At 66.3% G+C, this 19,244-nt stretch carries 17 protein-coding genes and 1 pseudogene; 10 read left to right on the top strand and 8 right to left on the bottom strand.

Annotation, left to right across the window (positions count from 1 at the left end):
• The first annotated feature begins 24 nt into the window (after positions 1-24).
• The 6 genes from LPW39_RS12375 (at position 25) to LPW39_RS12400 (ending at position 6,276) form a co-directional block, all read left to right on the top strand.
• Positions 25-993, top strand: coding sequence for a LysR family transcriptional regulator (locus LPW39_RS12375; RefSeq protein WP_230775175.1), 969 nt, complete (start codon positions 25-27; stop codon positions 991-993).
• 75 nt (positions 994-1,068) lie between these two features.
• Positions 1,069-1,686, top strand: a complete 618-nt coding sequence (locus tag LPW39_RS12380; protein ID WP_230775177.1) for a M17 family peptidase N-terminal domain-containing protein — start codon at positions 1,069-1,071, stop codon at positions 1,684-1,686.
• A gap of 225 nt (positions 1,687-1,911) precedes the next feature.
• Positions 1,912-3,558 carry an ABC-F family ATP-binding cassette domain-containing protein gene (locus tag LPW39_RS12385; protein WP_230775186.1) on the top strand — a complete coding sequence of 549 codons (1,647 nt, stop codon included), beginning with the start codon at positions 1,912-1,914 and terminating at the stop codon, positions 3,556-3,558.
• Between the two features lie 236 nt (positions 3,559-3,794).
• Entirely contained in the window at positions 3,795-4,688 is an 894-nt protein-coding gene (locus LPW39_RS12390) for a LysR family transcriptional regulator (RefSeq protein WP_230775188.1), read from the top strand.
• 69 nt (positions 4,689-4,757) lie between these two features.
• The gene (locus LPW39_RS12395; RefSeq protein WP_230775190.1) at positions 4,758-5,672 is read left to right on the top strand and encodes an NAD(P)-dependent oxidoreductase; all 915 of its coding nucleotides are present in this window, start codon (positions 4,758-4,760) and stop codon (positions 5,670-5,672) included.
• A 100-nt stretch (positions 5,673-5,772) separates the two neighbouring features.
• Positions 5,773-6,276, top strand: coding sequence for a ribosomal protein L7/L12 (locus tag LPW39_RS12400; protein WP_230775192.1), 504 nt, complete (start codon positions 5,773-5,775; stop codon positions 6,274-6,276).
• Positions 6,277-6,302: 26 nt separating this feature from the next.
• Here the strand turns inward: LPW39_RS12400 and yghU are convergent, their stop codons facing one another.
• Positions 6,303-7,139 carry a glutathione-dependent disulfide-bond oxidoreductase gene (gene yghU / locus LPW39_RS12405; RefSeq protein WP_230775193.1) on the bottom strand — a complete coding sequence of 279 codons (837 nt, stop codon included), beginning with the start codon at positions 7,137-7,139 and terminating at the stop codon, positions 6,303-6,305.
• A 263-nt stretch (positions 7,140-7,402) separates the two neighbouring features.
• On the opposite strand from yghU, the gene LPW39_RS12410 reads away from it, so the two are divergent.
• Positions 7,403-8,152, top strand: a complete 750-nt coding sequence (locus tag LPW39_RS12410) for a type 1 glutamine amidotransferase (protein ID WP_230775195.1) — start codon at positions 7,403-7,405, stop codon at positions 8,150-8,152.
• A 64-nt stretch (positions 8,153-8,216) separates the two neighbouring features.
• Here LPW39_RS12410 and serS read toward each other — a convergent pair whose 3' ends face one another.
• From serS to LPW39_RS12425, 3 genes are all read right to left on the bottom strand, one after another.
• Positions 8,217-9,533 (bottom strand): serine--tRNA ligase, encoded by a 1,317-nt coding sequence (serS, locus tag LPW39_RS12415; protein ID WP_133855383.1) that lies wholly within the window; start codon positions 9,531-9,533, stop codon positions 8,217-8,219.
• Between the two features lie 116 nt (positions 9,534-9,649).
• Positions 9,650-10,633 (bottom strand): 4-hydroxy-3-methylbut-2-enyl diphosphate reductase, encoded by a 984-nt coding sequence (gene ispH / locus LPW39_RS12420; RefSeq protein ID WP_230775197.1) that lies wholly within the window; start codon positions 10,631-10,633, stop codon positions 9,650-9,652.
• A 2-nt stretch (positions 10,634-10,635) separates the two neighbouring features.
• Positions 10,636-11,121, bottom strand: a complete 486-nt coding sequence (locus LPW39_RS12425) for an FKBP-type peptidyl-prolyl cis-trans isomerase (RefSeq protein ID WP_230775199.1) — start codon at positions 11,119-11,121, stop codon at positions 10,636-10,638.
• A gap of 263 nt (positions 11,122-11,384) precedes the next feature.
• On the opposite strand from LPW39_RS12425, the gene radC reads away from it, so the two are divergent.
• Both radC and LPW39_RS12435 read left to right on the top strand, forming a co-directional pair.
• Positions 11,385-12,101 carry a RadC family protein gene (radC, locus tag LPW39_RS12430; RefSeq protein ID WP_230775201.1) on the top strand — a complete coding sequence of 239 codons (717 nt, stop codon included), beginning with the start codon at positions 11,385-11,387 and terminating at the stop codon, positions 12,099-12,101.
• Positions 12,098-12,757: pseudogene (locus LPW39_RS12435) on the top strand (Smr/MutS family protein); the annotation flags it as partial. The gene radC and the pseudogene LPW39_RS12435, both read left to right, overlap by 4 nt.
• A gap of 169 nt (positions 12,758-12,926) precedes the next feature.
• On the opposite strand, the gene LPW39_RS12440 reads toward LPW39_RS12435, so the two are convergent.
• From LPW39_RS12440 to LPW39_RS12455, 4 genes are all read right to left on the bottom strand, one after another.
• Positions 12,927-14,042 (bottom strand): M48 family metalloprotease, encoded by a 1,116-nt coding sequence (locus tag LPW39_RS12440; protein WP_230775211.1) that lies wholly within the window; start codon positions 14,040-14,042, stop codon positions 12,927-12,929.
• Positions 14,043-14,084: 42 nt separating this feature from the next.
• Complete coding sequence (locus LPW39_RS12445; RefSeq protein WP_230775213.1) at positions 14,085-14,678, bottom strand: LemA family protein; 594 nt, start codon at positions 14,676-14,678, stop codon at positions 14,085-14,087.
• A 214-nt stretch (positions 14,679-14,892) separates the two neighbouring features.
• Complete coding sequence (locus tag LPW39_RS12450) at positions 14,893-15,291, bottom strand: group II truncated hemoglobin (protein ID WP_230775215.1); 399 nt, start codon at positions 15,289-15,291, stop codon at positions 14,893-14,895.
• Between the two features lie 95 nt (positions 15,292-15,386).
• Positions 15,387-17,903 carry an ABC transporter permease gene (locus tag LPW39_RS12455; RefSeq protein WP_230775217.1) on the bottom strand — a complete coding sequence of 839 codons (2,517 nt, stop codon included), beginning with the start codon at positions 17,901-17,903 and terminating at the stop codon, positions 15,387-15,389.
• A 306-nt stretch (positions 17,904-18,209) separates the two neighbouring features.
• Here LPW39_RS12455 and LPW39_RS12460 point away from each other — a divergent pair, with 306 nt between their 5' ends.
• Complete coding sequence (locus tag LPW39_RS12460; RefSeq protein ID WP_230775219.1) at positions 18,210-19,235, top strand: sensor domain-containing diguanylate cyclase; 1,026 nt, start codon at positions 18,210-18,212, stop codon at positions 19,233-19,235.
• The last annotated feature ends 9 nt before the right edge of the window (positions 19,236-19,244 follow it).

Below are 19,244 nucleotides of genomic sequence, written 5' to 3' on the forward strand. Positions count from 1 at the left end.
ACCGCAATCAAATAGATAACTCGTATGCAAAAAGCAAACAATCTGGAGGATGCGGCGATCGGCAACTTCTCCAACCTCAAGCGCCTGGCCTATTTCAGTGCGGTGGTGGAAACCGGCAGCTTCACGGCCGCCGCCGAGCGCCTGGGCATCACCAAGGCAGTGGTCAGCCAGCAGGTGGCGCGGCTGGAGGCCGACTTCCGCACCAGCCTGCTGACGCGCAGCACCCGCAAGGTGGTGCCCACCGATGCGGGCCAGGCCTTTTACCAGCGCTGCGCGCTGATCCTCAAGGAAGCGGCCGATGCCTTTGACGAGCTGGCCCAGGGGGCCGAGGCGCCCTCGGGCACCTTGCGGCTGACGGCACCGCTCGACTACGGCATCGCCGCCATCGTGCCGGCCATCACCGCCTTCTGCCGCCGCTACCCACAGTGCAAGGTCGATGCCTCGCTCAGCGACCAATCGCTGGACCTGATGGACGGCAAGGTGGAGCTGGCCATCCGCGTGGGCTGGCTGACCGAGCTGCACCTGCAGGCGCGCCAGATCGGCAGCTTTCGCCAGCTGCTGGTGGCCTCACCCGCCTGGACCCAGCAGCTTGCCAGCGTACAGGAGCCGCAACAGCTGGCCACCCTGCCCTTTGTGGCCAACACCGCGCTGCGCGATCCCCTGCACTGGAGCTTTTCGCGCACGGCCCTGGAGCGCCAGAACGTCAGCATGCCGTCTGTGCTGTCGCTCAACGCCACGATGGCCGTGCGCGAGGCGGTGCGCCACGGCGCAGGCCTGTCGGTGCTGCCCGACTATGCCGTCGCCGACGACCTGCACAGCGGCCGGCTGCTGCAGGTGCTGCCGGATTGGAAACTGCCTTCGGGTGGCATCCATGCCGTGTTTCCCGCCGCGCGCTTTCGCCCGGTGAAGGTGCGCGCCTTTGTTGAGCTGCTGCAAGAACAGCTGGCGCAGCAAGACGCCGACGTTGGACTCCCTCCCACAGCACCCGGTTGAGGCGCTTGTTAGGATGGACCGAGACCCCTGCGGCACCCCGCCGCAGCGCAACCCCATCCAACAGGAGATCCCCCAATGGCAGCAGCAGCAGCAGCAGTAGAACGTGGCGATATCGGGCAGTACCGTGGTGTGCGGCTGGAACTGGTGACGGTGGACGCCACTGGCGCGCAGGTCGATCTCTCCTGCGCCTGCATGTTCACGCATGAAGTGGACCACCAGCCCATGGCAGGCGGCCTGGCCCACCTCGATGCAGCCCTGGGCGGCCAGCTGGCCCAGGCCCGGCGCGATGGCGCCTTCCGCGCCCAGCCGCTGGAGACGCTGTTGATCACACCACCGGCAGGCGCCGCGCAAGCCCCCGCCATCCTGGTGATCGGCATGGGCCATCCCGAAGACTGGAGCCCCGCCACCAGCGCGGCCGCCGTGGCTTGCGCGCTGCGGGTAGGCCATCTGCGCGGCGCGCGCAGCGTGGCGATAGCGCCCAGCATTCTGGACACCGGCATCCACTCCGATGAGGACGTCAACGGCCCCATGCTGCATGGCTTCAAAACCCAGCTCGATGCCTTGCAGCAGCTGCACAGCCTGGGGCTGGCGGCCGCGCCCACCATCGAGCACTGGGTGTTCGACACCGGCGCGGCCCACTTCCCGCACAAGCTACAGCAGTACCAGCAGGCTTTTGCATCCATGATGGGCTGAGGGTCTGGCCGCAGCGGCCTTGACCGCTGCGCCATGCGGCCTACAATGGGCCGCTTCCTTACCTGTGCGAGGTCTTCTACCCATGCGTTATTGATGCTGCCGTCCTGCTGACGGCCCACGTCCCGCCCCTTGATTGCAGCGGCTGCCCTGTCTAACAGGTGCCAAGGCTGCAAGGCTCACCAGCCATGGCTCGGGGATGCTCGGCATCGATGTATTCGCACTGGTATGACAGACACCCATTTGGCGCTGCATGGCGTCTCCTATTCGCTGCCGCAAGGCCGGCAGCTTTTCTCCGATCTCCACGCCCGCTTTGACCGCCAGCACACCGCGCTGGTCGGCCGCAATGGCGTGGGCAAAACGGTGCTGGCCCGGCTGCTGGCCGGCGCGCTGGAGCCCACGAGCGGCCGCATCAGCCGCGCAGGCCGTATCCACTACCTGGCGCAAAACCTGCTGGTGCAGCACCCCGCGCAGAGCATTGCCGAGCTGGCCGGCCTGGCGCCTGCGCTGGCCGCCTTGGATCGCATCGAGCAAGGCAGCAGCGACCCGCTGGACTTTGCGCTGCTGGCCGAGCGCTGGGATCTGCGCCAGCAGTTCCAAACCCTGCTGCACGACAGCGGCTTGCCCGCCCTGCCCGCCCAGACCCCGGCCCACACCTTGAGCGGCGGCCAGGCGATGCGCGTGGCGCTGTTAGGCGCGCAACTGGCCCAGGCCGATTTTCTGATTCTGGACGAGCCCAGCAACCACCTGGATGCCGCTGGCCGCGCGGCACTGGCGCAGCGCCTGCAGCACTGGCCCGGCGGCCTGCTGCTGATCAGCCATGACCGGCGCCTGCTCGCCCAGATGGAGGTGATCGCCGAGCTGAGCAGCCAGGGGCTGCGCATGTACAGCGGCTCCTTCGGCGGCTACCAGCAGGCGCAGCAGCAGCGCGCGCAGCATGCGCTGGATGCGCTGGCCCGCAGCAAGCAGGAGCGCAAGCGCAGCGAACTAGCGCTGCAGGGCCAGCAGGAGCGCCAGCAACGCAAACAGGCGCGGGGCGACCAACAAGGCAAGCAAGCCAACCAGGCCAAGATCCTGCTGGGCCGCGCCAAGCAGCGTGCCGAGGCCAGCTCGGGCAAGCTCGTAGCCCAGCATGCCGCTGCCCGGGAGGCCTTGAACGCCCGCGTCAGCGAAGCCGCCCAGGCCATCGACTGGCAGGCCGGCCCCATCCACTGGCAGTTGCCACCCGAGGCCTTTGACCGGGGCCGCAGCAGCGATGCCCTGGTTGCCGAATTGCAGGACCTGCAGTCCCCCCGCCTGGCGGGCACCCAGCCGCTGAACCTGCAGCTGCGCGCGGGCCAGCGCCTGGCCATCACGGGGCCCAACGGCTGCGGCAAAAGCAGTCTGCTGCAGATCCTGGCGGGCCAGTTGGCGCCTGGCGCAGGCCAGCGCCAGCTGCATGTGCCCTGGGCCATGCTGGATCAGCAGCAAAGCCTGCTCGATCCGGCGCGCAGCCTGCTGTCCCAGCTGCAGCAAGGCAACCAGCAGACACCGGAAGGCGTACTGCGCATGCGCCTGGCGCAACTGGGGCTGGATGCGCGCTGCATTCTGCAGCCCAGCGGCCAGCTGAGCGGTGGCGAACGGCTCAAAGCCGCCATGGCCTGCGCGCTCTACCGCGATGCGCCCGCGCAACTGCTGTTGCTGGACGAGCCCGACAACCACCTGGACCTGCCGGCGCTGCAAGCGCTGGAGCAGATGCTGCGCAGCTACCCCGGCTGCCTGGTCGTCGTCTCGCACGATGAGGCGCTGCTCGATGCACTGGCCTTGACACACCGGCTGGCATTCGACGGCGACCGCTGGCAGTTGGCGCCATGGAGAAGCGGTACACAGTCCTAGCCTCCGCCTGGCGGCACCCGGAAGTTCTCGCTGATGCGCCGCTCGGCGCGCTGGCATAGATTCAGCCAGCCATGCCAGCGCCGGGCCAGCCAGCTGCGCGGCAGCGGGGCCGCTAGCGGTGGCGGATGGGGCAAGGGTTCAGGCAGTGGTCGAGGGTTTTGCATGGCCACCGATGCTCGGCGTCCGCCAGACTTCTGTAAAGTTGAATTTCCTATGCATTCACTTCAGAAAAACTGATGCGAAACCTCAACCTCGACCAGGTGCAGACCCTGGTCGCCATTGCCGACCTGGGCACCTTTGCAGCGGCCGCGCAGGCGCTGCACCTGTCGCCACCGGCCATCAGCCTGCATATCAAGGAGTTGGAAACGCGCATGGACACCGCCCTGCTGCTGCGCGGGCGGCGCCAGGCCGTGCTCACCGCAGCGGGGGAGCTGCTGGTGGCCCATGGCCGCAAGCTGCTCGATGCCAGCGATGAGCTGATCGACCTGGTGCAGCGCCGCGCCAGCGGCCGCGAAGGCCTGGTCAAGGTGGGCGTGTCGGCAGGGGTCAGCACCCGCTTGCTGCCGATGATGCTGGAGCAGCTGAGCAGCCGCAGCCCGGGGGTGGAAGTCAAGCTCGAAGCGGTGGGCTCGGCCGATGCGATGCAGCGCCTGCGTGCCGGCTCGCTGGATGTGGCCATTGTGGCCAGCCCCCAGCCCAGCAGCGCCGAGATTGTGCTGACGCCCTGGCGCAATGACCCGATGGTGGTGCTGCTGCCCGCCGCCTGGAAGGCGCCCAAGCGGGTAACGCCGGACTGGCTGGCCGGCAGGCGCTGGGCCTCGTTTGCACCGGCCACGCAGATGCATGGGCTGATCGCCGGCTGGTTCGGGCAGGCCGGCCACCACCCCCGGCCTTTTCTGACCCTGAGCTACCCCGGTGCCCTCAAAAGCCTGGCTGCTGCCAGCCAGAGCGCCGTCATCCTGCCGCTCGAAGAGGTCGAAGACCAGCTGCAGCTGCCCGGCGTGCAGGTGCGCCATCTCTGGCCCCGCCTGATGCGCCCGATGGCCGTGGCCCACCGCCGCGATGGCAGCCACAACCCGGCAGCCGCTGCCGTGCTGGCGGTGCTGGCCGCCTTTGCGCTGCCGGGCTGATGTCCTGTGTTTGACAGGGGCCAGGGCCCCGCGCCTGCCATCATGGATGCATACAACAAGGAGACATGCATGGCAGACAAGATCGGTTTTATCGGCCTGGGTCGCATGGGCAAGCCCATGGCCGCCAACCTCGTCAAAAAGGGTTTCGCGCTGGTCGTCCATGATCTCAACCAGACGGCCGTCAAGGACCTGGTCGCCATGGGCGCGCAAAGCGCCGACGTGCCCGAACTGGCCCGTGACTGCAGCATCATCGTCACCATGCTGCCCTCTTCGCTGGAGGTGGAACAGATCGCGCTGGGTGATGGCGGCATCTTTGCGCATGCCCAGCCCGGCAGCATCCTGATGGACATGAGCACCATCGACCCGCTGGCCACCGACCGGCTGGCGCAGCAGGCGGCCACCAAGGGCCTGAGCATGGTGGATGCCCCCGTGGGCCGCCTGGCCGAGCATGCCGACCGGGGCGAATCGCTCTTCATGGTGGGCGCCAGCGATGCCGATCTGGCCCGCGTGCAGCCCTTGCTGAATGCGATGGGCACCACCACCCACCACTGCGGCCCGGTGGGCACAGGCGGGCGCACCAAGCTGGTCAACAACTACCTGGCCGTCACCCTGACGCAGGTGAATGCCGAGGCACTGGCGCTGTCGCAGCGCTTTGGCCTGGACATCACCAAGACCTTGCAGGTGCTGCTGGGCACCTCGGCCACCAATGGCCAGCTGCGCATGAACTTTGCCAACAAGGTGCTGCTGGGCGACACCACACCGGGCTTCACGATTGACCTGGCGCACAAGGACATGTCGCTGGTCGTCGCTGCCGCCCATGCCAGCAAGGTGCCCATGCCGGTGGCTGCTGCGGTGCATGAGTCCTACAGCCTGGCCCGCGCCAGCCAGCACGGCGGCCTGGATTTCTCCGGCATGGCCGATGTGCTCTGCGGCCTGGCAGGCATCGACAAGCCGCGCGTGCCCAAGGGTTGGACACCGGGTTAAGGCGCCCATCCAGGAGGCCGTAATGTCAGCCTCCGTCCTATAAGCACAGCGGCACAAACGGGGTACAAAGGCTGCTGCTCCACCATCCGCAGCCTTGCCCATGTCCGCTCCCATCCCTGCCCATATCGCGTCGCTCTGGCGCAATAACGACAAGATTGCCGCGATCAAGCGCCTGCGCGAAGAAACCGGCATGGGCCTGGCAGAAGCCAAGCAGGCGCTGGAGTCGCAACTGGATGGCGACGATGGGCTGGAACCACCACGCGAGGGTGAGGCACTGCGCGCCGCCATCGAGAACGCCTTGGCCCGGGGCGACAAGATCGTCGCCATCAAGCTGCTCAAGGATGCGACCGGCATCGGCTTGAAGGACGCCAAGGACCGCATTGAATCCGGCGACCCACAGCAGTGGCAGGTGGAAGCCCGTTTGCCCCACCCCCCCAGTTCCCCCAATTCCCCCGGCCACCCAGCATCCGCACCCGCAGATGCGGCCGCCTGGATGGAACCCGGCCACGAGCCCGGCCGGGTGCAAAGCTCGGGTGCCTGGACAGCGGTGTTCGTGGTGGTGCTGGTCCTGGTACTGGCGGGCTGGTACTTCTGGCGGGCCTGATCGGCCCAGTCCGCCAGGCAGGGTGGTCAGCGCAGAAAATCCGCCGCGCTGTGCCGCTCAGGCATCGGCGAGCTACCGCGCACCTTGTTGACCCGCTTGCCGCGTTGCACCGCAGGGCGCTGCGCGATCTCATCGGTCCAGCGGCGCACATGCTGGTAGGACTGGACATCCAGGAACTCGGCCGCGTTGTAGACCTCGTTGTTCAGCAGCGCGCCATACCAGGGCCAGGCAGCCATGTCGGCAATGCTGTAGTGCTGCCCAGCGATAAAGCGGTGCTCGGCGAGCTGGCGGTCGAGCACATCGAGCTGGCGCTTGACTTCCATCGCATAGCGGTTGATCGGGTAGGCCATCTTCTCGGGCGCATAGGCATAGAAGTGGCCAAAGCCGCCGCCCAGAAATGCCGCGCTGCCCACCTGCCAGAACAGCCAGTTCAGCACCTCGGTGCGGGCCGCTGCCTCCTTGGGCAGGAACTGGCCAAACTTCTCGGCCAGGTGCACCAGGATGGAGCCCGACTCGAACACCCGCACAGGGGTGCTGCCACTGCGGTCCAGCAGCGCGGGGATCTTGGAGTTCGGGTTGACATCGACAAAGCCGCTGCCAAATTGGTCGCCTTCGCCGATATTGATCAGCCAGGCGTCGTACTCGGCCTCGGCAATGCCCAGCTCCAGCAGCTCTTCGAGCATGATCGTCACCTTGACGCCATTGGGCGTTCCCAGCGAATACAGCTGCAAGGGGTGCTCGCCCACGGGCAGTACCTTGTCATGCGTGGCGCCCGCTTCGGGGCGGTTGATATGGGCGAAGGCGCCTCCGTTGCCTTTGTCCCAGGTCCAGACCTTGGGCGGTTGGTAGGGTTGATCCGACATGCTTTACCTCAGCTTTCTGTACATGGCTGGGGCCCATCGCTGCGGCCCGGCGGGGGTGCAGGCGCAAGTGCTGGGGGCCACCTGCTGACGATCATAGAGAGGAGCACGGCGCGCTGCAGCAGCGCCGAAAAAGACCACAAGGCAGGTCGCGCCAGCTTGATGCGATCTTGATGGCGGCACACGCAGTCTAGACATGCGCTCAATGCCAGGCTTTCTACAGTGGGGGCCTCTTCACCCAGGGCTTGACCTGCAAGCCAGCCTCCATGAAACCTGTCGCCATCCTCCAGCATGAAACCTCGCAGGGCCCAGGCGTGCTGCTCGCGCACTTGCAGCAGCACGGCATCCCCTATGCATTGATAAGGCCCTGCAACGAGGGCATCGCAGCCATGCGGGCGCGTGATTACCGTGGCATCGTCGTGCTCGGCAGCAACCATTGCGCCAATGAGCAGCTGCGCTGGATCGAGCAGGAACGCTGCCTGCTGCAAAACGCCCTGGCGGCGGACGTGCCCGTGCTCGGCCACTGCTTTGGCGCGCAGATGCTGGCCCGTGCGATGGGCGCGCGCGTCTGGCGCAACCCCTGCGCCAACATCGGCTGGAGCCGCGTCTGGATCACCCCGCAGGCGCAGGCCTGCATGGACCTGCCCGCCGAGGCCACCATCTTCCACTGGCACTACGACAGCTTTGAAATTCCGCAAGGCGCCAGCCGCAGCATGTACGGCAGCCACTGCCTGAACAAGGGCTTTGTGCATGGGCCGCACTGGGCCTTCCAAGGCCATCTGGAGGTCACCGCCCAGAGCGTGCGCGACTGGTGCGATGAAGGCGCGCCTGAGCTGCGCAGCGCTGCGGGCCCCGCCGTGCAAAGCCAGGCGCAGATCCTGGCGCAGTTGCCCCAGCACATCCGCCCGCTGCACCAGATCGCCGCGCGCACCTACAGCGCCTGGACGGCACAGCTGCCGCGCCCGCGCCTGTTTTACATGCCCGTTTGGGGAGAGGCGCGCCTGGCGCTGGCATGAGGCGGCAGCAACAAAAAAGCCGGTGCATCGCTGCACCGGCTTGGGGAGGTGAGAGCCTGAAAGCTTAGACCTTCAGCACGGCGACGCCGCCCAGGTAGGGCTGCAGTGCCTCAGGCACGGTCACCGAGCCGTCGGCGTTCTGGTAGTTCTCCAGCACGGCCACCAGGGTGCGGCCCACGGCCAGGCCCGAGCCGTTCAAGGTGTGGACCAGCTCGTTGCGGCCTTGCGCGTTCTTGAAGCGGGCCTGCATGCGGCGGGCCTGGAAGGCTTCGCAGTTGCTGACCGAGCTGATTTCGCGGTAGGTGTTCTGCGCGGGCAGCCAGACTTCCAGATCATAGGTCTTGGCAGCGCCAAAGCCCATGTCACCGGTCGACAGCGCCAGCACGCGGTACGGCAGGCCCAGGCGCTGCAGCACGTCTTCGGCATGGCGTGTCATCTCTTCCAGCGCTTCATAGCTCTTGTCCGGGTGCACCACCTGCACCATCTCGACCTTGTCGAACTGGTGCTGGCGGATCAGACCACGCGTGTCGCGGCCGGCCGAGCCCGCCTCCGAGCGGAAGCAGGGGCTGTGCGCCGTCAGCTTGATCGGCAGCTGGTCTTCGCTCAGCACTTCGTCGCGCACCAGGTTGGTCAGCGGCACTTCCGAGGTCGGGATCAGGTAGAGCGCTGCGGTGTCGGGCACCGGCTCGGCATCCTGGCCACCCTTGTTGGCGGCGAACAGGTCCCCTTCGAACTTGGGCAGCTGGCCCGTGCCCTTGAGCGAGTCGCTGTTGACGATGTAGGGCACATAGCACTCGGTGTAGCCATGCTGCTCGGTCTGCAGGTCAATCATGAACTGCGCCAGCGCGCGGTGCAGGCGGGCGATGGGGCCCTTCATCACCGTGAAGCGCGAGCCGGTCAGCTTGACGCCGGCCTCAAAGTCCAGGCCCAGTGGTGTGCCCACATCGACATGGTCCTTGATCTCGAAATCAAAGCTGCGGGGCGTGCCCCAGCGGCGCACCTCGACGTTCGCCGATTCGTCCTCGCCCACTGGCACGCTCTCGTGCGGCAGGTTGGGCACGGCCACCAGCATGGCCTGCAGCTCGGCCTGCAGCGCATCCAGGCGCGTGGCCGACTGCTCCAGCTCGGTCTTCATCGCGGCCACATCGGCCTTGGCGGCTTCGGCAGCGTCCTTCTCGCCCTTGCCCATCAGCATGCCGATTTGCTTGGACAGCTGGTTGCGCTTGGCCTGCAGCTCTTCGGTGCGGGTCTGGATGGTCTTGCGCTCGGCTTCCAGGGCCTTGAAGGCCTCGACATTCAGAAACTGCTGGGGGTTCTTGCGGGTCTGCAAGCGGGCGATGACCGAGTCCAGGTCTTTGCGAAGCAACAAAATATCAAGCATGAATAACCTCTTGGGGTGGGGCAGCGCCGAGGCCTGCCCATGAAAGGGGGGTGAGGTGGGCGCCGCCCACCGCGATCAAAGGGAAGTGGACGAGCCGCCAGGCCACCAGGCCTTGTTCAGCGACCCGTCTCCGGAGATCGTGCAGAAATCTCCAGCCCGCCGACATCGATTTTCAGGCCCTTGGGCAGCGGGAACTTCACGGTCTCCTCGATGCCATCCATCTTGCGCACCGATGTGGCGCCCAGCACCTTGATGCGCTCGATCACCTGCTTGACCAGCACCTCGGGGGCCGAGGCGCCCGCCGTCAGGCCGACGCGGGCGATGCCATCAAACCATTCGGGCTTCAGCTCATCGGCGTTGTCCACCATATAGCCCGGCGTGCCCAGCTTGACGGCCAGCTCGCGCAGGCGGTTGCTGTTGGAGCTGGTGGGGCTGCCCACGACGATGACGAGATCCACCTGGCTGCTCATTACCTTGACGGCATCCTGGCGGTTCTGCGTCGCGTAGCAAATGTCCTGCTGCTTGGGCTCGCGGATCTGCGGAAAGCGCCGCTTGACGGCCGCAGTGATCTCGGCGGCATCGTCCACGCTCAGCGTGGTCTGCGTCACCACCGCCAGTTTGTCGGTCTGGCCGGGGTTGACATGGGCCACATCGCCCACTTCTTCGACCAGGTGGATACCTTCGGACAGCTGGCCCATCGTGCCCTCGACCTCGGGATGCCCCTTGTGGCCGATCATGATGAACTCATAGCCCTCTTTGGCCAGCTTGGCCACTTCCACATGGACCTTGGTCACCAGCGGGCAGGTGGCATCGAAGATGCTGAAACCGCGGCGCTCGGCCTCCAGCTGCACGGCCTTGCTCACGCCATGGGCCGAGAAGATCAAGGTCGCGCCCGGGGGCACGTCGTCCAATTCTTCGATGAAGATCGCACCCTTGGCCTTGAGGTCGTTGACCACATAGGTGTTATGCACGATCTCGTGGCGCACATAGATGGGCGCACCAAACTTTTCGATCGCACGCTCGACGATCTCGATCGCCCGGTCCACACCGGCGCAAAAGCCGCGCGGCTCGGCCAATACGATTTCCTGGGGCCGCAACATGCTCAGAGCACTCCGATCAGCTGGACTTCAAAGGTCACCGGCTGGCTGGCCAGCGGGTGGTTGAAGTCGAATTGCACGGCGCCGTCGTCGCGCACCTGCATCGCCACACCGGCGTAGGTGCTGGCACCATCGGGGGTGGGGAACTGCACCACATCGCCCAGCGTGTACTGCTCCATCGGGTCGCCCAGCTCGTTGAGCAGGCGCCGTGCCACCCACTGCACCATCTCGGGGTTGCGCTCGCCAAAGGCCTCGCCAGCGGGCACGTGAAAGGTCGCATGCGTGCCCTCGGGCAGACCCAGCAGCAGGTTTTCGACCGCAGGCGAGAGCTCGCCCATGCCCAGCGACAGGGTCGCGGGCTTGCCTTCAAAGGTGTTGATCACATCGCCCGCCGGGCCAGCCAGGCGGTAGTGCAAGGTCAGAAACGATCCGGGTTGTACCACTGGCGCATCAACAGGCAGCGGCGTCACGGGGGCCATCGGAGTAGTCATGCAAATCCCTATAAACTGGGGTGTATTGTAGGTTGTAGGGTGAAACCCCTGCATGCAACCTATATCAAAAGATGCCCGGCAGAACCCGACCCCATGGAGGTTTTTGCCCGGGCACAAGGCCACCGGCCGACAGCGAACCTCCAGGAGTGCCCATGAACACCCATCTTTGCTGCCTTGCCCCTGCCTGCGCATGGCATGCACCGCCCCTGCCCCGCCCGTCTGGCGCCCACCCTGTGACCGGCCAGCCGGACTGAAAGGACTGCATGCCCCTCAAAGACCTCCCCAGCGACTGCCAGCCACGCGAGAAACTGCTTGCCAAAGGCGCGGGTGCGCTCAGCGATGCCGAGCTGCTGGCCATTGTGCTGCGCACCGGCATGGCCGGCAAAAGCGTGCTGCAATGGGCGGCCGAGCTGCTGGCGCCGCGCCAGTCGGATGCCCTTGGCAGTGTTGGCAGTGTTGGCAGCTTTGGCAGCATCAACGGCCTGCTGCAGGCCAGCAGCGCCGAGCTCTCCCAGGTCAAGGGCCTGGGGCCCGCCAAGCGCGCCGAGCTGATCGCCGTGCTGGAGCTGGCCCGGCGCGCGATGGCCCAGCAACTGCAGCAGCGCAGCCTGCTCGACCGGGCCTCCACCGTCAAAGCCTATGTGCAGCTGCACCTGGCCCACAAGCAGCATGAGGTGTTTGCCGTGCTGTTTCTCGATAGCCAGCACCAGCTGATTGCGCTGGAGGAGTTGTTCCGGGGCACCCTGGGCCAGGCCAGCGTCTATCCGCGCGAAGTGGTGGTGCGCGCACTGCACCACCACAGCGCAGCGGTGATATTGGCGCACAATCACCCCAGCGGCCAGGTCACGCCCAGCCAGGCGGACAAGCAACTCACCCAGAGCCTGCAGGCCGCCTTGTCCCTGGTCGATGTGCGTGTGCTGGACCATATCATTGTGGGCCCCGGGGCTGCACTGTCGATGGCCGAGGAAGGTGAGATGTGAGTAAACAGGACAAAGCCCGAGGCGCTTCATCCCTGCGCGAGCTCAAGCAGCTGCGCAAGGCGCTGACGGCCTTGCAGGCCGAGCAGGCGGCCCAGCGCCAGCTGCAGGAAGCCGCCCGCCAACAGGCGCTGCGCCAGACCGAACGCGACCGCCTGCTGTTCCGGCAGACCGTGGGCGCCGTGCGCCCGCTGCCCAGCAGTGGCCAGATCCACGCTGAGATGGCGCTGCCCGATCCGCTGCCGCTGCAGCACTGGGCCGATGAAAAACGCGTGCTGCTCGAAGCGATGAGCGACGAGTTCGACGCCAGCACCCTGCTCGATACCGATGACCAGCTGAGCTTCAGACGCAAAGGCATTGGCCGCGATGTCGTCCACAAGCTGCGTGCCGGGCACTGGACCATCCAGCGCCAGATCGATCTGCATGGTCTGCGCACCGACGAGGCGCGCCAGGCGCTGGGTACGTTTATCCGCCAGTCCCAACGCCAGGGGCTGCGCTGCGTGCGCGTGGTGCATGGCAAGGGCTTGGGCTCGCCCGGGCGCATGCCGGTGCTCAAAGGCCGGGTGCACAGCTGGCTGGTGCAGAAAAACGAGGTGCTGGCCTTTGTGCAGGCCCGCCCGGCCGAAGGCGGCGCTGGCGCGCTGGTGGTGCTGCTGCGTGCCGCATCGATGACGGCCAGTGCCGTCAACGTGGCCGATGCGCTGCTGGAGATGCAGGCGCTGGCCCAGCAGGCCGCCGCCGAGCCGGCACCCGACCCGGTGGCCCAGCAGGTGGCATCCTGGGCGGCGCAGTACCGCAGCGCCAGGCCCAAGCGCTGACCGTGCGTTTTTAAGAAGCTTCGGGCTTGCCCAGCGGCAGGGGCGCGCTGAAGGGGTTGACCCAGCGCTTGTCCGGGTCCTGCAGCGGCAGTGCCTCGTGCGCATCCTCTTCGCCATAGATGCGGGCGATGCGCTCTTCCAAGCGGGGATGGCTGGCCAGCCAGCGCGCGCCGCCCAGGTGCCAGAAGTCCTGCATCTCTTCGATGCTGTGCACCTCTACCAGTAGCATGTGATCGACCAGCGGCGAATACAGCCCGGCCGTGCTGCCCCGCGTCTGGAGCGCATCGGCCTGGGAGGGGTAGTCCTGCTGCCACAGTGCCTTGCGCAGCACGCGGCCCAGGCCATCGGGGTTGCGCGTCCACTGCACAGCGCGGGCATCGGCCAGGTACTCGCGCTGGCGCGATACCGCCGCCTTGAGCGCCTGGGCCGCCAACCAGCCCAGCCAGCCCACGGCCATCAGCGGCCGGCCAAACAGCGACACGCCGCGTTCGACCCAATCGCGCCCGTAGTTGAAAAGCATCTCCAGCCCGAACACATAGCCGGCCAGCTCCATGTTGAGCCGCGTATCGCCCTCGTGCAGATGGGACAGCTCATGCGCGACCACGCCCTTGAGCTCGTCGCGGCTGAGGTACTCCAATGCGCCCATCGACACGACGATCACCGCATCCTCGGCCTCCCAGGCGGCGGCAAAGGCGTTGAGTGACAGGTCACGCGGCAGCACCATGGCCTGGGGCCGCCGGGCACCGGCAGCAATGCAAAGCTCATCCACAATGTTCTGGTACTGCTGCTCGGCATGCGATACCGACGGGCGCAGCTCCCGCGCGCCCAGTTGCCTGGCCAGGTGCAGGCCGCCCTGGCGCAGGTTGCTGCGCTTGATCCATGCGCCGCCCAGCACCATCAGGGTCACAATGCCGATATTGGTGGCCAAAAAACCGGCCGGGTAATGCACCGCCACCTGCTCCAGCCGCAGTGTGCTGAAAGCCACCGCCACCAGCGCAGGGGTCCAGAACACCAGCGCCAGCGCCAGGTGCACTCCGACCACAATGCCCAGAACGAGCAACGCAAAGGCGGCCAACAAGCCCCAGGTGCGGCGCCTTGCGCTGGCTTGGAAATCCCAGAATTTCATGCGGTGGCGGCTACGGCTTGGCAGCGCACCGGGCCATGGCCCTTAGAACTGCACACGAACGGCTTCGCGTTCCTGGGCGCTTTGCGTCGACTGCAGCATCGGCATCGCATGGAAGCCGAGGATCGAGGCCACGACAATCGCCGGGAAGGCGCGGGAGGCGTTGTTGAACTCCAGCACCTGGTCGTTGTAGGCCTGGCGCGCGTAGCCGATGCGGTTCTCGGTGCTGCCCAGCTCTTCGCTCAGCGAGCGCATGGTGTCATCGGCCTTCAGATCGGGGTAGCTCTCGGTCAGCACCATCAAACGGCCCAACGCGCCACCCAGCGCGCCTTCTGCCGCCACCATCGCCTCGGCCACCTCGGGCTTGCCGGGCGCAGCGCGCAGCGCACTGGCCGCTGCCTGGGCCTGGCCGCGCGCGCGGATCACGGCCTCCAAGGTCTGGGACTCGTGCTCCAGGTATTTTTTGGCCACCGCCACCAGATTGGGCACCAGGTCATAGCGCCGCTTGAGCTGCACATCGATCTGCGCCAAGGCATTGCTGGTGCGGTTGCGCAAGGCCATCAAGCGGTTGTAGACCAACACGCCCCAGACCAGCAAGGCGGCAATCACCGCAGAGACCACCATCAAATTGGTATTCATAACCCTCATCCACCCTCGATAATTTTTAGTGGCTTGATTATGGGCCAAAGCGCTGCGGCTCCCCCATTGGGAATGCAAACCAGGGTTGGCGTTGCATTTTGCGAACCCGGCGCATGACAGAAGTCAAGAAATCAGGTATTGGGCTGCGGGGCCGCAGCCACAGCACGGGCACCCGCAGAAACCCGCAGATGCATCGCGGTGGATCCGGGCCTTGTCAGCGGTTGCGCATCCAGTCAGCGGTCTGGAAAAAGCTCTGGCCCAGGCGGCTGCGCAGTTTCTCGTCCACCCCAACATCGCCCATGGCCTGGTCCATGCAGGCCAGCCACTGGTCGCGCTCCAGAATGCCGATCGAGAACGGCATATGGCGCATGCGCAGGCGCGGATGGCCAAAGCGCTGCTGGTAATGGTCGGGGCCGCCCAGCCAGCCGCAGAGAAACCAGAACAGCTTGTCGCGCGCATCCTGCAAGCTGCTGCCATGGGCCTCGCGCAGTTCCTTGTAACCGGGCTCCAGGTCCATCAGGTCGTAGAAGCGGTCCACCAGCGCCCGCACTTTTTCCTCGCCGCCTATCCATTCAAAGGGGGTGTCAAACGGGGGCTTTTCTTCGATGTGCATAGATGGCTCTCAGGGTCAAGGGATCAGGCGGCGGCCGCTGCATATGGACAGCGGCCACCGCCTTGGGCCCGCGATATTACTGCTTTTGCAGGCCTTCACACCGCTTCGCGCAGAGTCACCACGACCGGGCGGCGCAGCACTTCGCGCAGGCCCCACCAGCCAGCCACCAGTGCCAGCAAGGCACCGCAGACACCGCCGGCCAGCGGCACCCACCAGCGCGGCACCCAGGCAAAGTCAAACACAAACTGGGCGAGCGCCCAGCCAATGGCCATGGCCACTACGCTGGCGAGCACACCGGCCAACAGGCCCACACCGGCCAGCTCGGCCCGTTGCACCTGCTGCAGCAACTGGCTGCGCGCGCCCACGGCCCGCATGATGGCGTACTCGCGGGCGCGCTCCTCGCGCGTCGCGGTGATCGCGGCAAACAGCACCACCAGGCCAGCGGCCAAGGTAAAGCCAAACAGGAACTCCACCGCGCGGATCACCTGGCCCAGCACCTGCTGCAGCTGGGCCACGGTGGCGCGCAAGTCCACATTGGTGATGTTGGGAAACTCGCGCACCAGCGCATTGTCAAAGCCGGGGGTGTCCGGCGCGCGGTAGGCCGCCAGGTAGGTGACGGCCACCTCGTCCATCTTCGCGACCGGGTACATCACAAAGAAATTCGCACGCATCGAGCCCCAGTCCACCTTTCGCAGGCTGGTGATGGTGCTTTCGTGTTGCACGCCGCCCATGTCAAACAGCAGGCGGTCGCCCATCTTCAGGCCCAGGGTTTCGGCAATGCCCTCTTCCACGCTGACACCACCGGCCTCGCCCGGCGTCCACCGGCCTTGCACGATCTGGTTGTGCTCCTGCAGCACATCGCTGTGGGAGATGTTGAACTCGCGGTCCACCAGGCGCTTGGCGCGGTCCTCGGTGTAGTCGCTCGGGCCCACATCCTTGCCATTGATCTGGATCAGACGGCCGCGAATCATCGGGTACCAGTCCCATTTGTCGATACCGGCCTGGCGCAGGCGCTGCTGGAAGGTATCGGCCTGGTCCGGCATGATGTTGATGACAAAGCGGTTCATCGCATCGGGCGGCGTGGTCTGGCGCCAGGTCTGGATCAGGTCGGTGCGCAGCAGCACCAGCAGCACCAAGGCCATCAGGCCCACGGCCAGGCTGCTGACCTGCACCACGGCAAACCAGGGCCGGGCGGCCACCTGGCGCGTGGCCAGCAACAGCCAGCGCGGCGCCGTGCGCTCGTTCACCACCCGGCGCAGCAAAGTGATGGCCGCCGCGCTGAGCAGGCCAAACACCACGATCGCCATCGCAAAGCCGCCGACGGCAATGCCGCCCAGCTTGGCATCGCCGCTGACCAGCAGCAGCATGGCCGCAAAGCCCAGCACCCCCAGCAGCAGCACGGTGGCCGATGCCGGGCGCAAGGCACCCAGGTCGCGGCGCAGCACGCGCAGCGGCGGCACCTGGGCCAGCTGCAGCACAGGCGGCAGGCCAAAGGCCAGCAGCAAGGTCATGCCCATGCCCACGCCCATCACCATGGGCCAGCCGCTGGCAGCAGGCAAGGTCACGGCCAGCAGGCCGGCCATCAGCCAGACAAACAGGTAGTGCATCGCATAGCCCAGCGCAACGCCCAGCAGGCTGGCGGCCAGGCCAACAATCACAAACTCGACCACATAGGCGCCGGCGATGGCGCGCTGGGCCAGACCCAGCACGCGCAACAGCGCCGCGCCGTTGAGGTGGGCGCTGGCAAAGGTACGCGCGGCCAGTGCCACGGCCACAGCCGACAGCAGCGCCGCCAGCAGGGCCACCAGGTTCAGGAATTTCTGCGCACGCTCCAGGGTCTGCTCCATCTCGGGCCGGCCGCTTTGCAGCGACTCGATGCGCACGCCATGGGTATGGGGCTGGGCCACTTCGGTCTCGGCCCATTGCAAGAACTGCGCTGCCGCAGCAGGTTCACCCGCCACCGCAAAGCGGTACAGCAAGCGGCTGGCAGGCTGCACCAGGCCAGTGGCGGCCAGGTCATTCCAATCCAGCATCACACGGGGAGAAAAGCCCAGAAACCCCGCGCCCCGGTCCGGCTCGATCGTCAGCACCCGGCCAATGGTGAAGCGCTTGTCGCCCAGCCACAGCACCGCGCCGGTCTTCAGGCCCAACGCCTCGATCAGGCTCGGGTCCACCCAGACCTCACCGGGCGCAGGAATGTCGCGGGTCGGCGCATCGGGCTGGCCCGCTGCCGGGGCCGTACGCAGGCTGCCGCGCAGCGGGTAGCCGGCCTGCACCGCCTTGAGGCCCACCAGGCGTGATTCCCCGCCATCGGCATCGTCCGAGCGCGCCATCGTCGGGAACGTGACCGTCGTCACGCCCTTTAAGCCCAGCGCCTGGGCCTTGTCGCTGAAGGCCGCTGGCGTGCGGTTGTCGCTCACCACCACTACATCGCCGCCCAGCAACTGGCTGGCATCGCGCTGCAGCCCCGCCTGGAGGCGGTCGGAGAAAAAGCTCACGGACGTGAGCGCCGCCACGGCCAGGGCCACCGCCACCAGCAGGAGGCGCAGCTCACCGGCGCGCCAGTCCCGCATCAGCTGGCGCCAGCCCAGCGCAAAAAAGTTGTGTTTCATGCAGCAAACATAACTGATGCGCGTTTACCCCCAGACCTTGCCGGATTTCCTGGCGCCGGGGCGATCTCCACCCCAGTAAAGAGCATGCCGCAAGCAGGGTCAAGGCCACAGCAAAGGGGATCTAAACCAGCATGTTTTAGAAAAAGCACCACCGCCTGCACTGCCAGATACCCCAGCAATTCTTGGATGCCTGTCGGGCAGGAGATTTTGTAGACGCCCCTCAAGCGCCCCATTGAAAGAGATCATCCCCAAGCGGGCAATTGCGAGTTACGATATGAAACAACAATCTCTCCACGAGCCATTCCTATGCAAGCCTTGATTTCACAATTGGGCCAGACGTTTGCCAAAGCTCGCAGTCTGGAGGAGCTGACACGCCCCTTGCTGGAGATGCTGCAAAGAGTCACCAGTCTGGAATCCACCTACCTCACCCGCATCGATCTGGGCCAGCGCGTCCAGCAAGTGCTGTTTGCGCGCAATACCCAAAGCCTGCAGATCCCCGAGAACCTGAACGTGCCTTGGGAAGACACCTTGTGCAAACGCGCCATCGATGAGAACTGCCTCTACACCGACGATGTAAGCCGCCACTGGGGCGACTCGCAGGCCGCGCAGGCGCTGGGCATCCAGACCTATGCCAGCACGCCGGTGCACCTGTCCGATGGCGCGCTTTACGGCACACTGTGCGGCGCCAGCGCATCGCGCAAACCGCTGCAGCCCGATACCCGCGATGTGATGCGCCTGTTTGCCCAGATCCTGGGCCAGCAGGTCGAGCGTGAGCAGCTGCTGGTGCAGATCCAGGTACAGAACGAAGAGCTGCAGCGTCTGGCGCGCACCGATGCCCTGACCGGCCTGCCCAACCGCCGCGCACTGATCGAGCAGTTCGACCAACTGCAGACCATTGCCCGCCGCCAGGAGCGTTACGTGCTCGTCGGCATGATCGACATGGATGGCTTCAAGGCCATCAACGACGGCTACGGTCATGAGGCGGGCGACCGCTTTTTGCAGCTGCTGGCCGACCAGATGCGCGGGGCCATGCGCGACTCGGACCTGATTGCCCGCCAGGGCGGTGACGAATTTGTCTTTGCCGGACTCGGCCCCTACCTGAACGAATCGGTGGCCCCGGCCCTCACGGAGACACAGGCACGTCTGTTTGCCAGCACCCGGGCCGAGTCGCTCTGCCTGGGCCAGGGCCTGAGCCTGAACTACACCGGCGCCAGCGTGGGCCTGGTAGCCGTCACGCCGGGCACCGATGCGGACACCGCCTTGCAGCAGGCCGACCTGGCGATGTACCAGACCAAGCAGGCCCGCAAAGCGCGCCACCCGGTCGCCGCCTGATTCACAGCC

It is taken from the genome of Comamonas koreensis (assembly GCF_021026195.1).
Lineage (GTDB): Bacteria > Pseudomonadota > Gammaproteobacteria > Burkholderiales > Burkholderiaceae_C > Comamonas > Comamonas koreensis.